The organism is Bdellovibrio sp. HCB337 (assembly GCF_047302465.1).
GTDB lineage: Bacteria > Bdellovibrionota > Bdellovibrionia > Bdellovibrionales > Bdellovibrionaceae > JACMRP01.
Window position 1 is genome coordinate 2,015,987 of sequence record NZ_CP178621.1, and the last position, 16,919, is coordinate 2,032,905.

Annotated in this window: 11 protein-coding genes and 1 tRNA gene; all 12 read left to right on the top strand. The window is 45.9% G+C overall.

Annotation, left to right across the window (positions count from 1 at the left end; all coding sequences use genetic code 11):
* Positions 1-10: 10 nt before the first annotated feature.
* The 12 genes from guaB (at position 11) to ACLWBB_RS09830 (ending at position 16,899) form a co-directional block, all read left to right on the top strand.
* Positions 11-1,504 carry an IMP dehydrogenase gene (guaB, locus tag ACLWBB_RS09775; RefSeq protein WP_413291456.1) on the top strand — a complete coding sequence of 498 codons (1,494 nt, stop codon included), beginning with the start codon at positions 11-13 and terminating at the stop codon, positions 1,502-1,504.
* A 1-nt stretch (position 1,505) separates the two neighbouring features.
* Entirely contained in the window at positions 1,506-3,032 is a 1,527-nt protein-coding gene (gene guaA, locus ACLWBB_RS09780; RefSeq protein WP_413291457.1) for a glutamine-hydrolyzing GMP synthase, read from the top strand.
* Positions 3,033-3,232: 200 nt separating this feature from the next.
* Complete coding sequence (locus tag ACLWBB_RS09785) at positions 3,233-3,871, top strand: hypothetical protein (protein WP_413291458.1); 639 nt, start codon at positions 3,233-3,235, stop codon at positions 3,869-3,871.
* A 157-nt stretch (positions 3,872-4,028) separates the two neighbouring features.
* Positions 4,029-7,667: a tail fiber domain-containing protein gene (locus tag ACLWBB_RS09790; protein ID WP_413291459.1), complete on the top strand. Its 3,639-nt coding sequence runs from the start codon at positions 4,029-4,031 to the stop codon at positions 7,665-7,667.
* Between the two features lie 159 nt (positions 7,668-7,826).
* Positions 7,827-9,332 carry a phospholipase D-like domain-containing protein gene (locus tag ACLWBB_RS09795; protein ID WP_413291460.1) on the top strand — a complete coding sequence of 502 codons (1,506 nt, stop codon included), beginning with the start codon at positions 7,827-7,829 and terminating at the stop codon, positions 9,330-9,332.
* Between the two features lie 84 nt (positions 9,333-9,416).
* Positions 9,417-12,956, top strand: coding sequence for a DNA polymerase III subunit alpha (gene dnaE, locus ACLWBB_RS09800; protein WP_413291461.1), 3,540 nt, complete (start codon positions 9,417-9,419; stop codon positions 12,954-12,956).
* 22 nt (positions 12,957-12,978) lie between these two features.
* A complete protein-coding gene (locus ACLWBB_RS09805) occupies positions 12,979-14,148 on the top strand; it encodes a hypothetical protein (RefSeq protein WP_413291462.1) in 1,170 nt (389 codons plus the stop codon).
* Positions 14,149-14,158: 10 nt separating this feature from the next.
* The gene (locus tag ACLWBB_RS09810) at positions 14,159-15,094 is read left to right on the top strand and encodes a hypothetical protein (protein WP_413291463.1); all 936 of its coding nucleotides are present in this window, start codon (positions 14,159-14,161) and stop codon (positions 15,092-15,094) included.
* An 84-nt stretch (positions 15,095-15,178) separates the two neighbouring features.
* Positions 15,179-15,254 (top strand) — tRNA-Val (locus tag ACLWBB_RS09815).
* Between the two features lie 141 nt (positions 15,255-15,395).
* A complete protein-coding gene (locus ACLWBB_RS09820) occupies positions 15,396-15,689 on the top strand; it encodes a GlsB/YeaQ/YmgE family stress response membrane protein (protein ID WP_413291464.1) in 294 nt (97 codons plus the stop codon).
* Between the two features lie 8 nt (positions 15,690-15,697).
* A complete protein-coding gene (locus ACLWBB_RS09825) occupies positions 15,698-16,144 on the top strand; it encodes a hypothetical protein (RefSeq protein ID WP_413291465.1) in 447 nt (148 codons plus the stop codon).
* An 83-nt stretch (positions 16,145-16,227) separates the two neighbouring features.
* Positions 16,228-16,899, top strand: coding sequence for a MerR family transcriptional regulator (locus ACLWBB_RS09830; RefSeq protein ID WP_413291466.1), 672 nt, complete (start codon positions 16,228-16,230; stop codon positions 16,897-16,899).
* Positions 16,900-16,919: the final 20 nt, after the last annotated feature.

A 16,919-nucleotide genomic window follows, 5' to 3' on the forward strand; every position in this document is an offset into this window, starting at 1 on the left:
GGAGGATTTCATGGATCGCCCACCGAACAGTCAGTTACCGGCTCAGCAAATTCCTTATGCCTTGACCTACGATGACATTCTGTTGATTCCACAATACTCGGAAATCATCCCATCAGAAGTGGCGCCAAGAGCAGAGTTTGCACGTGGAAAGTTCTTAACGACTCCCATTCTATCGGCGGCAATGGATACGGTGACGGAAAACCGCATCGCTCGAATCATGGCACAAATGGGTGGGCTTGGTATCATCCATAAAAACATGGATATCGGCCGACAATCTCTTGAAGTTGAAAAAGTAAAAAAATATGAAAGTGGAATGATCCAGGATCCAATCACTCTTGGGCCTGATCAACTCGTTCAAGAGGCACTGGATGTGATGGCGAAATATTCTATCAGCGGTGTTCCGATTACGGTGAATAAAGTTTTAGTGGGAATTCTTACGAATCGCGATTTGCGATTTGAAACAAACGTTAATCAGCCAATTAAAAATCTTATGACCCACAAAGATAAGCTGGTAACGGCGGAAGTGGGCACCACTCTTGAACAAGCAAAAAAGATTTTGCAAAAACACCGCATTGAAAAATTGCCGGTTGTAGATAAGGACTTCAAGCTCAAAGGTTTGATAACGATCAAGGATATTGAAAAAGCTCAAGCATACCCGCAAGCGACGAAAGACAATCATGGCCGCCTTTTGGTAGGTGCCGCTGTCGGTGTCAGTGCTGATTCAACAGACCGGGTGGACGCGCTCGTTGAAGCAAAAGTCGATATCCTCTGCGTGGACACGGCTCATGGCCATTCTCGCAACGTGATTGAAATGGTGAAGTACATCGCGAAAAAACATAAAGACGTTATTATTATCTCGGGCAACGTTGTAACGGCCGACGGAACGTTGGCGTTAATCGAAGCTGGTGCTGATGTCGTTAAAGTCGGAGTAGGGCCCGGTAGTATTTGTACAACGCGTGTTGTGGCCGGTGTGGGGATGCCACAAATTTCTGCAGTGGTCGATTGTGCGCAAGCCGCTCGTAGCAAAGGTAAGACGATCATCGCGGATGGCGGGATTAAATACTCTGGCGACATTACGAAAGCTCTGGCTTTGGGTGCGAACTCAGTCATGATCGGAAATCTTTTGGCGGGAGCTGAAGAATCTCCGGGCGAAACGATTTTATATCAAGGCCGTACATACAAAGTTTATCGCGGAATGGGCAGTCTTGGGGCGATGGCAAAAGGGTCGAAGGATCGTTATGCTCAGTACGATATCACAGACGAAGACAAGTTGGTGCCTGAGGGAATCGAAGGAAAAGTTCCTTACAAAGGTTCTGCAACGGGGATCGTTCATCAACTCATTGGTGGCGTAAAATCCGGCATGGGTTATCTGGGAGCTCGCAATGTGCAAGAGCTTCAGGCGAAAGCTCGTTTCGTGCAAATCAGTGCTCAAGGGCTTCGTGAATCCCATGTTCATGACGTGAGCATTACGAAAGAAGCTCCTAACTACAGACTGGAAAATTAAAATGACCGAACGTGGATTTCTAATTTTGGATTTTGGCTCGCAATTTACTCAATTGATTGCGCGCCGATTGCGGGAAATTGGTTTTTATTCTGAAATCCATGCCTACAATTATCCCATCGAAAAAATCCAGAGTGGAAAACCCTTCGGAATTATCTTAAGTGGTGGTCCAAATTCAGTTTACGAACCTCAATCTCCGCGTCGAGATGTTAAAGAACTTCTTGAGGTAGCCCCGGTTCTTGGAATTTGTTACGGAATGCAGCTTTTAACCCACCAACTAGGTGGCGAAGTCGCAAAAAGCGACCAGCGAGAGTACGGGCTAAACCGTGTTGCTTGGCGGGAAACCTTTGGTGCTATTCCTTCTGATCAGCAGGTATGGATGAGTCACGGGGACTCTGTGAAGAAAGCGCCTCCGGGATTTCAAGTGGTCGGTATTTCTGATTCCGGTCATCCAGCAGCGATGAAGGGCCCACGTGCGTGGGGTTTGCAATTCCATCCTGAAGTAAGTCATACCTTCAAAGGGATCGAGATTCTTCGTGCATTTGCTCACACGCTTTGTGGTGCAAGTCCAACGTGGAATGCTCCACATATCACTGAAGTTTTGGTGAAAGACATTCAGAAAAAAGTCGGTGCTGATGAGCATGTGCTTTGTGCATTAAGCGGTGGTGTTGACTCTTCAGTCGTGGCAGCCCTTTTGACCAAAGCCCTTGGACACGAAAGAGTTCACTGTGTTTTCGTCGACAACGGCCTTCTTCGTAAAAACGAATACGAAAAAGTATTAGCGGCATACAATGAGATTGGCCTAAATGTGAAGGGCGTTGATGCTTCTCAAGAATTTCTAAGTGCTCTTCAGGGCAAAACCGATCCTGAAGATAAGCGCAAGACCATTGGTCGTGTGTTTATTGAAGTTTTTGATAAGTCTTACGATCATAAAATCAATATTCAGTATTTGGCTCAAGGGACTCTCTATCCAGATGTGATCGAGAGTGTGTCTTCAGTTGGTGGTAGTGTGACCATTAAGTCCCATCACAACGTGGGTGGTTTGCCAGAGAAAATGAAGCTAAAGTTAGTCGAGCCTGTGCGTGAACTTTTCAAAGATGAAGTTCGTAAAATCGGTGCAGAGCTTGGGCTTCCAAAGGACATGTTGGGCCGTCATCCATTCCCTGGTCCTGGCCTTGCAATTCGGTGTTTGGGTGAGGTGAGTGCTGAAAAGTTACGTATCCTAAAAGACGCCGATGATATTTTTATCAACTTTTTGCGAGAGAAAAATATCTATTCTGAAATCTGGCAAGCCTTCTGTGTTTTGCTTCCAGTAAAAACAGTTGGTGTGCAAGGGGACGGTCGTACTTACGATCACGTGCTAGCGTTGCGAGCCGTGACTTCTAGTGATGGTATGACTGCCGATTGGTACCCGTTTGATTTTGCTTTCTTGCGAGAAATTTCAAATCGAATCACGAACCAAGTTCGCGGAGTGAATCGGGTCGTGTACGATGTCACCAGTAAGCCCCCAGGAACGATCGAGTGGGAGTAGTTTCAGAGTGAAAATGAGACGTTTCCTCTGTTTACCACTCGAACAGGGGAATACGCTACTTGAGCATTTGTCTAAAATCTAGACGTTTAAAAGATCTCCAATTTATCTAGAATATAAGAGTGAAATAAGCAGAATTACGCTCTGAGTAATGAGCTTCCTGTTGCTATACTGTCTTTAGAACACTTCGAGGGGGAAGATTCATGAAGAGCATCTTGCTAGTAACTCTGCTTGCGATTTCTACCAATGTCTATGCGGAATCAGATCTTGAAACGGACGATAGTTTCTTTAAGTCTTCAGCAGCTCCTTACGAAGATGATGAGCTAGATCGTATGCAAAAGAAAAACGCGCTCATCAAGTCCAATGAAAATCAAAAAATGACTGATACGAAAGTAAAAGACGAGTTCTCAACAGCCACTCCAGGTGTCATGCAGTCTTTTGAGGCGCGCGCGATGGATGAGCGAGTGATTGCTGAAAATAAGCGTCGTCAACAGGCGATTATTCGTCAGTTAAAATCAAGCTCGGCTCCTATCTACCAATGTGTTTCTAAAGATCCACATTCTTTCGAAGGTACAAAGGCGACGGTGATTTGGATGGTGGGACAAAACGGCAAGGTTTTGGATTCTGCAATTAAAGACACAGATATCGTCAGCAATGAAATTCAAAAGTGTATCCATGATGTCGCGATGAGTATGAATTTTGATGAGGCCAAAACAGACCTTATAAAAAAATCGCATGTCGAATACACGTACAAGTTTAAAAAGAGAATCATAAAGCCTGCAAGAACAGCGAAGGCCCCAGTCCGCACGAAGAAGATTCAACGTCGCACGGCTAGTCAATAATCAGCGCAAAACGAGATGATCCCGCTCTATATACGGGACACTCGATAAACAAAGACTGAATTTTTCGTTTCAATATCGTTGCATAAATTAGAGGGAAGATCGCATAACACGATTTTCCCTCTTGTCTTTTTTGACCCCAACCGAATGGTTGAGTGTCATGAAAAAGCTGTACGTAATTTCACTTTTCATAATTTTCGCGACAGGCCTGTCGTCTTTGGCTGTCGCAAGTCCTAGTAGTTTGAACTACCAGGGACGCATCTTGAAAATGGACAATACTCCGATGGAGTATGAAGCTGTGATCTTTAACTTTAAGATCATGGACTCATCAGGTCAGTACACTCTATGGGAAGAAAACTCGAACCCTATCGATATGACGGGCTCTAAAGGTGTGTTTGATGTTCCGCTCGGTGAGGGCGCAAGAACTTTCCCAGATTCCAATATTCAATCTGTCGATGTAGCTTATTGGACAAGCTTTGGTTTGCTAGATGCATTTAGCAATACCCGCAGTTTTTACTGTAAGGGGTCAGTGCTTCCTGCATGTTATACTCCTTTGGGCGGGGATTTAAGAATTTTGCGAGTGCGCTTCTGGGATGGTACGGCTTGGAGGCAAATCTCTCCGGATTCAAAAATTCGCTCAGTTCCATTTGCCGCATATTCGATGTCTTCAGAGAAATTAGCAGGAAGAACACTGAATGAATTTGTATTAAAAGAGCTTATTCCTAATTGCGGGTCTGGAAGTTTCCTTACTTGGAATTTGGCGACGCAGAGTTTTGGTTGTAATTCAGTTTCTGTGTCTTCGTCAGAAATTACCAGTATCGATGCTAGTAAAATAACGTCTGGCGTTTTAGATGCCTCTCATATTCCAAACTTATCTCTTGCCGGTGATGTCACTGGTACTTTGTCGGCAACACATGTGAGCAGTCTTCAAGGAAAAACTTTAAGTGCGGCAGCTCCAAGCAATGGGCAAGTCTTAAAGTATAACGGGACTGCATGGGTGCCTAGTTCTGATAGCGTAAACGCGGGTACTATTACGGAAGTTGTTGCTGGCTCTGGACTTATTGGTGGCGGTACCAGTGGATCTGTTACTTTATCAATTAACAATTCGGTCACTGCGGGTACTTACACGAAGCTTACAGTGAATAGTCTGGGATTGGTGACGGGCGGTGCTTCGTTGAGTTCAACGGACATTCCTTCTTTAGATTGGTCGAAAATTACCACAGGAACACCAACGACTGTTGCTGGCTACGGAATTACCGATGCGCTAACCGGAGTTTCAAATTCTGCCAATTTGTCGAATGGAAAAATCTGGCTTGGTAATGCTTCTGGCAAAGCTGTTGAAGTTTCTATCTCTGGTGATGCAACAATCTCTAATTCAGGCGTACTCACTGTTGATAAAACTCAGACTGCAGTTGCTAGTAAGATCCTTCAACTTGATGCAAGCTCCGTGGCAACCACTAAAGGTGTGAACGTGAATGGCTCCACCAGCGGATCGATTGCAATTCGTGGTCAAGCAGCTGCTGGCACTTATACTTTAACATTGCCGAACTCAGCAGGCGCGGCAACCCAAGTTCTTGTTACTGATGGATCTGGTAATTTATCGTGGGCTGCGAATACGGCGGGCAGTGTAACTTCCGTTGCGGCAAGTGCTCCGTTATCGTCAACAGGCGGAACAACGCCGACGATTTCAATTGCGCAAGCAACGACTTCACAGAGTGGGTATCTGTCTTCAACAGACTGGAATACGTTTAACAACAAACAAGCTGCGGGTAATTATGTTACAGCTTTAACAGGTGATGTAACGGCTACGGGTCCAGGTTCCGCAGCCGCGACAGTGGCGAAACTTCAAGGAAGCACGCTCACGCTGACGACTCCGGCGGCGAATCAGTACATAAAATACAATGGCAGTGCTTTCGTAAACTCTGCGATTGTAATTTCTGATGTCACAAATCTTTCTAGTACATTGAGTAATAAAATTGATGCAGCTCAAATGCCTGCTAACTGCACGGCCGACCAGACTTTGACGTTTTCCAGTCCGACAGGAGCCTGGACATGCGCAAATATTGCCATTACCGGCTCTGCATTCGGCTCGCAAACGGCATCGACATTCTTAGCTGCTCCCTCAGGCGCTGCGGGTGCCCCCTCATTCCGCAGCATCGCTGCGGCAGATGTTCCCGTGCTGGACACCTCCAAGGTCACGACTGGAACATTTGCCGCAGCGAGGATGCCAGCCTTTACGGGCGATGCAACCTCCAGTGCAGGAGGCACAGCTCTGACATTAGCTAACAGTGGTGCGACAGCTGGCACTTACAAGTCCGTGACGGTGGATGCAAAAGGTAGAGTGACTGCGGGTACGAATCCAACAACACTTGCCGGCTACGGAATCACGGATGCGTTTGCTCAAGGTGGAAATAGTTTCGGTACGACTGCCACTCTTGGAACGAACGACGCAACTAATTTGGCATTTGAGACAGGTGGCACAACGCGAGCGACTCTGGATACGTCTGGAAATTTAGGGCTAGGTATGGTGCCTGGAGCGTATCGTTTAGATGTGAGCGGGTCTGTGAGATCTTCAGGCGAATTTGTTTCTACAAGTGCAAATCAAGCTCGTTACATTGGTGGCAACTACGGAGTGATTCATCGCAATGATGGTGCGAACTACTATACATTGTTAACAGCCTCTGGCGATCAGTATGGATCATGGAATTCTTTACGTCCCCTTTCAATCAACGTTACGAACGGGGATGTGAATATGGGTAATGGCAGACTATATGTCGAGCACGGAGGACAAGTGGGGATCGGTACTGCAACCCCAACGCAGGCTTTGCATGTGGTCGGAAACATCCAAGTTGATAACGGAACCAATGCCGCTATTTATAATAGCGGTGGGATGTTCTTTAGCGGTGTGCCTGGAGCGGGAACTCATGCTGGTTATGTCTTCCGTCCGGGGTGGGGTGGAGGAACAAATCGTTTGGCGACGGTCACGGTGCAAAACTCGGATGCGGCGGGGAACTATAACGACTGTGTTCTCCTCGCAAGTTACGGACCGTCCTACTTCAATTGCGGTCCACTAGGAATTAATACTAAAAATCCAAACGCGGCGCTGGATGTGAATGGGCGAATTCGTTCAACAGGAGTCGCTGGCGGTGAAGATGCAATTTTCGAATTGTACAATCAGCAAGCACCAGCGAATCAGCGTTGGACAGAAATGTACACCGATGACTTTGGAACCTTTATCATTAGAAATTTAAATGATGCCTATTCAGCTGGAGCAACAGTCCTGCATTCACATCGACTTCCTGGAAGTCCTAATATTGATTACACTGTTCTTGATGGAAATGTGGGGATTGGGTTTGCACCAAGTTATAAATTCCACGCCAACGGTACAGTTGCAGGTGTTGGAGCCTACGTGAATGCTTCTGATATTCGTCTTAAGAAAAACATCGAGCCAATGTCAGATGTCAGAACAAAACTCACTCAATTGACGGGTGTCTACTTTGACTGGCGTCAAGACGAGTATCCTGAAATGAATTTTGAGCAAACTCACGATGTCGGTGTTATTGCTCAAGACGTTGAAAAGGTTTTTCCGGAGGCGGTAAAGACAGATAGCAAGGGATTTAAGTCCGTTGCCTATTCAAAGTTAGTGGCGCCACTGATTGAAGCGGTGAAAGAGTTGTATGCGAAGGTTCAAGGTCACGACGAAGAAATTAAATCCTTGAAGCAAGAAAATGCAGAGCTCAAAGTTCGTCTAGATCGCTTAGAAAAAATCATGTCTGATTCCACGGCGTCTAAGAAGTAAACCCAACTCGCGACGTCCCGACTTTCCCATTTGCGGGAGCGCTCTTAGGCCCCTGTCCAAAGTTTCGACAGCGAAATCGTGTAAAAACTTCTTTATGGCACTCCCAGAGGGCATTTGTTTTGCTCTCATCCTTTGTGAAGTCATTCACTAGGAGTTTTTATGTTTATGCGTACAATGGGTCTTTTGCTAGTTTCTGCTCTTTCAACTCAGGCTTTAGCCGCTGAAAAAGAGATTGGTCACTCGCGCACCACAGGCCGTCCTTTAGAGTCGTTCCTGGTTCGCTCTCAAGAGCCCCAACAAATGAGCATCTACAATACAGGTGTTCTGTCTTTCCAAAAACGCCTTGAGATGATTGCAAGTGCAAAAAAATCTATCGAAGTAGAATTCTTCATTTATAACATCGACAATGCCGGCCGTCTTTTCACACAAGCTTTGGTGAAAAAAGCGAAAGAGGGCGTCAAAGTCCGCGTTTTGGTTGATTACGGTTGGCCAATTGCTCAGTTGGATAATTTCTATGCGACTTTGCTTGTGCAAAATGGCGTTGAAGTTCGTTACTACAATCCAATGATCTCGTTTGAACTTTTCAAAGGTCAATTCCGCAGTCATCGTAAAGCCCTCATCATCGATGACGTTCAAGGTATGACAGGTGGTCGTAATATCGCCGACGAATATTTCGATATGGCGACTGATTACAACTTCCTTGATCGCGATATCGTTGTCCGTGGAAGTATGGCAAAATCTATGCGCCAAAGCTTCGACCAATTCTGGGATTCAGAAATGACGGAACAGCCAACTATTGAAAAAGAGCCTAAGATAGATGCATACAACACTGCATACGCTAATGTTAGACATGTAAGCCAAGGACAGATGCGCTTTAAAAATGCTTTGGCTCGTTATAGCGAAGGTATGAAGAAGGCAAATGCGTACCTTGTGCAAACTGCGCAGGATCGTGAAATCTTGGAAGCTACGCGCGCTGCCAGCCTTTTAAGTTCTGGCTCTATTCGTGAGCACACATGCACAGACAGTATCTTTGCTGCTGACATGCCTGGTATCGGAAACCGTAGCCGTGTTCTTTTCCAAGAAATCAATAGACAGATTCTTTCCGCACAAAAAAGTGTGCATGTGGAAAGTCCTTATTTCGTAACGACGATCGAAGGTATGGGCATTATCAATAAATACCTCGAGCGTGGTGTTGAGATGAATGTTTACACCAATAGCTTGAACTCAACAGACGCGACTTACACTACAGCAACACTCTATCCTCGTGTCGGGTTCTTGATTGAAAACGGTTTGAATGTATTTATTTACCGTGGTCAAAGCATTCCTTCTCAGGATATGGCGATCCCAGAGGCTGCAAAAGCTCGCTGGGGATTGCATGCTAAATCAGCAGTTATTGACGATAAGATCACGATGGTTGGTACTTTCAATGTGGATCCACGTTCACGCAATATCAACTCTGAAATGGCTCTTATGTGCTTAAATAGCCCAGGACTTGCATCAGATGTTTTGGCGAGCATGCGCGAAAGACGCGATCATAGCGTGCAATTGAACAAAGACGGCGAACCTGTTGATGGTAGCAGTCGTTTCCACGGCACGAGCATCCCAAAACGCATTTCTTACTACTTGATGTTGCCGTTCGCGAACATATTCTCTTACCTCCTGTAACGCAATCGGTTAAGGGCTGCGAAAGTAGCCCTTAAACTGCACTAAAAAATTGAACCTAAAGGCAGTCCAAGTTATGAATTATTCATGTCTTTTGTTCATCTTCATGTCCACTCTGAATATTCGCTTTTAGAGGCTGCTTGCCGAGTTAAATCTATTGCCAAAAAAGCTGCTGAATACGGCATGCCGGCTGTCGCCCTTACAGATAACGGCAACATGTTTGCCGCGGCTGAATTTTACTTTGCTGCCAAAGATAATAACGTAAAACCTTTGATTGGCTTGGATGCTTACATAGCTCCAGGTTCACGCCACGAGAAGAAACAAGATCGCGATCAAATCTCTCAATTTCCTCGTCGCTTGGTTTTCTTAGCTCAGAACATTGAAGGCTATCGCAATCTTAATAAGCTATCGACAATTGGTTACCAAGAAGGTTTCTACTGGAAACCGCGTATCGATTACGAAGTCATCGAGAAACACAATCAACACTTGATCTGTTTGACCGGTGGACTTCGTGGCGAAGTGGCTGATGTATTCCTGAATGAAGGACCTGATCAAGCTCTCGAGCGTATTCGTAAGTTACATAATATTTTTGGCGACAGACTTTATCTTGAGATCTGCCGCACAGGTTTGCCCGAGTGGCAAAAACTCAATCCCTTTTTGTTAGAGGCTTCAAAAATTACTGGTGTGCCTGTTGTTGCAACCAACGATGTGCACTACATGACTCCGGATGATCAGCTTGCTCAAGAGGTTTTGATCTGTATTGGTACGAATAAAACTTTGGCCGATGAGGGGCGTTTTAAATTAGGCTCCAGCGAATTCTATTTTAAAAAACCAGATCAGATGAAGAAGCTTTTCGAAGACGTGCCCGAGGCTGTGGCCCGCACGCTTGAAATTGCTGAACGCTGTGATGTGAAGTTTAAAGTCAAAGATGAACACGGCAAACCGATTTATCATTTGCCAACATTCCCAACTGAAGATGGTGCTTCACTCAAAGAAGATATCGCACGCAAAGCTGCAAAGGGCCTTGAAGAGCGCTTTGACGAATCTAAAGGTCGTGGTGAGGAAGTCCCTGAGGATAAACGGCCTGACTACTTCAAACGCTTAGAGTTTGAATTGGGTGTTATCGATCGCATGGGCTTCAATGGTTACTTCTTGATCGTCCAAGACTTCATCAACTGGGCAAAGAATCATGACATCCCAGTAGGCCCGGGTCGTGGATCTGGAGCGGGCTCGCTTGTCGCGTACAGTTTGCGTATTACGGATTTGGATCCACTTCCAAATTTCCTTCTCTTTGAGCGTTTCTTGAATCCAGAACGTATCTCGATGCCGGACTTCGATATCGACTTCTGTCAGGATCGTCGTCAGGAAGTGATTCAATACGTAACTCAAAAATACGGACAAGAATCGGTTTCACAAATTATCACCTACGGTAAATTGCAGGCACGTGCTGCGATCAAAGACGTGGGCCGCGTTTTGGGAATGACCTTCCCAGAGGTGGACGTTGTAACAAAACTCATCCCTGAAAAATTAGGGATTACTCTAAAAGATGCTCTTGAAATGGAGCCGCGTATTCGCGAGTTGATGGATATGAATCCAACGGTGAATACGTTAATGGATCTTGCTCAACGTATCGAGGGGATGGTTCGTCACGCCGGTATCCATGCTGCGGGTGTGATCATCGCCGATGGACAATTGGTCAGCCATGCGCCTTTGTATAAGGGCGCTGATGGCGAGCAAGTTGTTCAGTACGATATGAAGCACGCCGAGAAGATCGGTTTGATTAAGTTCGACTTCTTGGGATTGAAGACGCTCACTCATATCAATCACGCGATTAAGCTGATTGAAAAAAACCGTGGCGAGAAAATCGTTACAAAACTAATTCCGATGAACGATCAGAAGACTCTCGAGATGATGTCTCGTGGAGACACGGCGGGGATCTTCCAGTTCGAAGGTGAGGGCATCACGGATGCCACTCGTAAAATTCGTCCCTCTAGTTTTGCGGATATCACGGCGATTACATCTTTGTATCGTCCGGGTCCGATGGCGAACATTCCCGAGTTTACGGATCGTAAACATGGGAAGTCTCCGGTCACTTATTTGATCGAAGATAGCAAAGAGATTTTGTCTGAGACCTACGGGATCATGGTTTACCAAGAGCAGGTAATGGGTATTGCCTCTAGAATCGCTGGATACTCTCTCGGTGAAGCGGACATGCTTCGTCGCGCGATGGGTAAGAAGATCAAAGAAGAGATGGATCGTCAGCGCATTCGTTTCATGGAGGGGGCGAAAGCCAAGGGCCATGAAGAAAAAGCGTCGGAAGAGCTTTTCGACTTGATGTATAAGTTTGCGGATTACGGTTTCAATAAATCTCATGCCGCCGCGTACTCTGTGATCACCATGCAAACTGCGTGGTTGAAATGTTATTACCCGACAGAATTCTTCGCAGCTCTTCTTAGTACCGAGCTTTCGGATACGGATAAGATCGTTAAATACTCGAAGGACGCGACAAAACGTGGTCTGCCGGTAAAACCTCCGCATGTGAATTTTTCGGATTACTTCTTCGGTGCTCATGGCGATGAAATTTATTTCGGTCTAGGCGCGATCAAAGGTGTCGGTGAGGGCGCTGTTATGGCCATCATCGAGGCCCGCGAAACATTGCCTGAAAAGAAATTCTCTAGCCTGGATGAGTTCTTCAACACGATCGATGTTCGTCGCGTGAATAAAAAAGTGATCGAGTGTTTGATCAAAGCGGGTGCTTTTGATGGTTTCGGTGCGCATCGCGCGCAACTGATCGCAGGCTACCAAAAATACTTGGATCGTGCTGAGGGTAAACGTAAAGACCGTGAACTAGGCCAGACCTCGTTGTTTGATCTAGGACCTAGCGATGAGACCGAAGTCCGACTTGAAAACACTAAGCCATGGACGCGTACGGCCTCTTTGTCATACGAAAAAGAGGTTTTGGGTTTCTATCTGAGCGATCATCCACTTAAAGGCTTCGAGAATCTGGCTGAAATTTTCACTAGCTGTAAAGTCGTGGACTTGCCAACCTTTGCTAAACAAGAAGGTGCCGCTCCACAGGCCCCTGTGCAAAAGACCAAAGAAAACCGCTGGGGTCGTGATGCGAATAAGAAGCGCGTCGTTGTAGCAGGTCTGATCTCGGATTTACGCGAGCTGATCACTAAAAAAGGCACGCGTATGGCCTTTGCCAAGGTCGAAGACCTGACCGGCTCTTGCGAGCTTGTAATCTTCCCAGACGCTTTTGCCCGTAATGAGATGATGTGCCGGGATGAAAAACCAGTTTTGATAGCAGGCTCTTTGGAGGTCGAAGAAGGTGCTGCTAAAATCATGGTGGACACTGTTTCACCAATGGAAGATATCCTGAAGAAGACCAAACGGGTGGTATTGCACCTTGAGCGCATTCCAGAGGCCGATTACGGGCGCCTGGAAAGTTTGTTAAGAGGTCATCCAGGGGGCACGAATGTGAGCCTGGAAATTGATTTGAAAGATGTTAACCGCAAAGTGCAGCTCGAGATTCAGGAAGAAATCGCAGTGAGCATTAGCAATGAGTTTTTTGAAAGTATTCACTCCATGTTCGGAAGAACGGATTTCATCGAGTTAAGAACATAAGGAATTAAGGACAAGGATTGTTATGAAAAAAGTATGGGTGCTTTTGGCAGCAATGATGACAGCGTCTATGGTATGGGCGCAGGCCGCGGACCTTATCGAGAAAAGCTTCACGGGGACCTCGACAGAGAACACTCCGCAGGCCGCTCGTCGTGATATTCAAGAAAAAGCCTCTCAGAAGGTCTCTGAGGACCTTATCAAGGAATTGATTGGGGAAGAGCGTTTCACAAAAAACAAAACTCTGATTCAAAATAAAATTCAAAAACTTTCCAATCGTTATATTCCGTTTGCAAAGCCAAGCGAGCTTGTTCAAGAAGGTTCTAATTATAAAATGACCGTGACCTTGAAAGTTTCAGTGAAGGACTTAAAAGCGCTTCTTCAAGAGAACTCTTTGCTCGCAGAGAACGACACGGTTCCATTGGTTCTGCCGGTCATTGCTTTCACTGACAAAGTGGATCTTAAAACGTTCCGTTGGTGGAAGCCTGAAGAAGGTACGAATAAAGCCTTCTTGATTTCGCAAAACCGTACTTTCGAAAATGCTTTGCGTGGAGCTTTCCAGAAACACAACTTCTATCTTGTAAAAACCATGCCGTTAGGACTTCAGATCCCGCGCAGCTATCAGAACGAGCGCTTGAGTCTTGATGATATGCAGTTCTTTAGTCAGTACTTCGGCGCGCCTTTGATGATCGAAGGTCAAGTGCAGTACTCTAAAAGTCCCGAGTCTTCGAATCGTTATCGTATCGAAATCAAACTCGTTGCTTTGCAAGTCAGCAATGGCCGTCCTATTGCCGATGTCTCTAGAAAATTTGATACTGAAATGGGCGCGTTTGAAACCGCAGTTGATAAAAAAATCCGCGAAAGCATCGATGGAACGGCTCAAGAGCTTGCTTCCCAGGTCTACGAGGCATGGCAAAGAGGTTCTTTAGGTGCTACGATCTTAAGACTGACTTTCCGTGGAAGAATTCCATTCAATCAAAAAGAAGCTTTCAAAGAAAAACTCAAAACCCAAGTGCGTGAGATTCGCAATATTCGTGAGCGCTTCGTGACTGCAGACTCTGTGGCGTACGAAGTGGACACGGGACTTAATTCTAAAGACTTCGCAGCAAAACTTGGAAATCTTGAAATCGATGGTCGTAAATGGCGTCCAACCGAACAAACCGACACTGAAGTCGTTTTGCAATTGCAAAGACAATAGGGAGAGTTGAATGAGAAGTTTGAGTATTGGACTTTCTTTGGGATTTGCTCTGATCCTTGCTGCTTGTCAAACGATCGATCGTAGCTCTCAAGTGGCTCGTCGTGAGGTCAAGGATCAATCTCTGACAGGCAAAAGCACAGACGGACAACCTCGCAAAAGACTGATTGTTTTGCCGTTCTTGGATGCTTCTGAGAAGCGTCCTGAGTTCCTGCGCGAGAACGCACGTAAATCTTTTATGATGGCTTTAAACAAAACAGGCGAAGTGGTAGCGGTGGATAGCCGTGACATTAAAGCCGAAGTTTTGAAACCTGCTGAAAAAGGTGAGTACGATCTTAAAGAAATCGCTAAGCAAGGTCAGAGCCTTGGGGCAAATGCGATTCTTGAGGGAAAAATCTTGGACGTTCGTGTTTCTCGTAAAGCGGACAACGTTGGTGTCATTCGTCAGATGAAGAGCGAGTTCGAGGCCGTGATTCGCGTTCGTGTTGTAAGTACGCGTGGTGCTCAAGAGATCTTTAACACCGTAAAGACTGTGAACCTAGAAGAGCCCATGGTACGTGTGGCTGAACGTGTAGAGAGTGACAAGTACCTACAAAACAGTCCAGAGCTGATCGAGACCATCGTAAAAGATGCGTTCTTGGATTTCGTACCACAAGTGGTGGCTTCACTGAGTAAGGTTAATTGGGAGGGGCGTATTGCTGCTCTTAATGGGGATCGCATTTATCTGAATGTTGGGAAGATCTCGGGCATTCAGGTAGGGGATGTGTTGAAGGTTCTGGATCAGGGGGATGATGTTTACGACCCCGAATCAGGTGGCCACATCGGGACTGTTCCTGGGCGTCTGAAAGGTACTTTAGAAGTCATCAGCTACTTTGGTAACGATGGCTCTATAGCTGTGATCCATTCGGGTTCAGGTTTCAAAGAAAACGATCGCGTAGAGCTCTATTAGGCCTTTGATACGCGACGTCAACCCAAGGGCTTCCGTTGTAAGTAGGGGGCCCTTTGAGTTATAAAGAGAGCTCATTTCGGTCGTGATCCGTTAGCGCAGTTGGTAGCGCGTTTCCTTGACATGGAAGAGGTCACAGGTTCAAGTCCTGTACGGATCACCAATTTTTCTCGATAGAGAAAAATCAGCGCAGCTCATTCTTCCGAAGGAAGAAAGAATCAGCGCAGCTCATTTTTGCTCAGCAAAAATCACCGAAGGTCATTTTCTCGCTGCATTCCTCGAAAAAATAATTCAAAATTTTTATATGGAATACATTTACCAAATTCTCGATCATCCTTTATTTCGTCAATTCCTCGTTTGGGCTGCACTTGGGTTAGGTGTCGGCGTGGCTGCGAAGCTCCTGATTCCTGGCAGTGAAGCCATGGGTTGGCTCCGTACGATCTTGTTAGGTCTTGCGGGCTCTTTCTTGGGGAATTATTTGGCGCCGATCTTTTTCAAATGGCCGATGTACAATGCATTTAGCTGGCAAGGAATTGCCATCGGAGTTGTCGGTGCGGCAGCGTTGGTGCTAGTCAATCGCGTCGTTACACGTTCTTAAGGAACTCAGTGCAAAAAATCGTTTTCAGCATAAGTCTTATTCTTGGTGCCGCAGGTCTGATCCTCGTGTTTGGCGAAGTCTATCGAAAATCCCATCACAAAGATAAAGTTCTGGCAGAGATGGCGATCGTTGTTGAAGACGTTAAAAATGCACCAAAATTCACACCCGCCTATGACAGCGATGGTGTGCCGATACAATCCGATGCCGAGGTAAAGTTTCATACCGACAACTATAAAATGAACTGCATGACCCAAGTGATCAATACTGACTGGAAAGTCCCAGTGAATTGTGAACCGGTGATCATGAGTATTCTTACCGATCCTTTTGACCGTAAAGATCTCAGTTTTCGAGTAAAGAAAAAATTTATTTTGCCCGGAGTAATTCTGGCACTGGCCCCTTTTTACTTTTTGATTCTAAGAGGTCTTGTGCGTCGCCTGCGTCGGAAAAAGAGCTGACGAAACTTTCAAAGTCTTAAAATTTTACATCTTGACCTTCACGTTACGTGAAGCCCGACACTGTTAAAACTTCGGGAGGCACCATGAACATTAAGCAATTCGCAAGCAAGACAGGTCTTACGCCAAGAGCGATTCGTTTTTATGAAGAAAAAGGCATTTTAAAATCGGACCGCAATTCCGGTAATCAATATCGCACGTTCAATCAAAGCCATATCCAAGTCGCCACTAAGATTAGTCAATTTCGACACCTGGGGTTTTCAATCGATGAAATCGCGACGATGCTAAAAGCATCTCCGGCCCTCAGCATCGAGAGTGTGCAGAAGAATATCAAAGCGAATCTTAAAAAACTCTACAAAGAAAAAGAGGCTACCGAAAAAAGAATTCAGCAGACCGAAGCGCTTTTGGAAGCAAGCCAAGAAGGCGAAGGGCTTTCTTCGGCACAAAAAAACCTCTTCAAATCGATGGCGTATTCGGACCTCCGTGAGTGGTCTTTAAAATATCTCAACGAGGGGCTTAAACAAAAAAGCAATGGTCCGGTCGAGCAACTGCAGATGGTTGCCTGTGCGTACGCGGATTTGATCGTAAAACACAATATGGGCGGTTTAAAACACGCCGACTATGCCGAGTCCCACCGATTGATTGCAAAGGCTCTAGGCCGTGCAAAAGAGCCTAAGCTCGCAAAGCGCCATGAAGAGCTTGCAGAGGCCTATGATAATCTTGAGCGGGACCCGGCCTACTACGATCTTCCGGTTTAGTCGTGAGTGTGATAGACTCG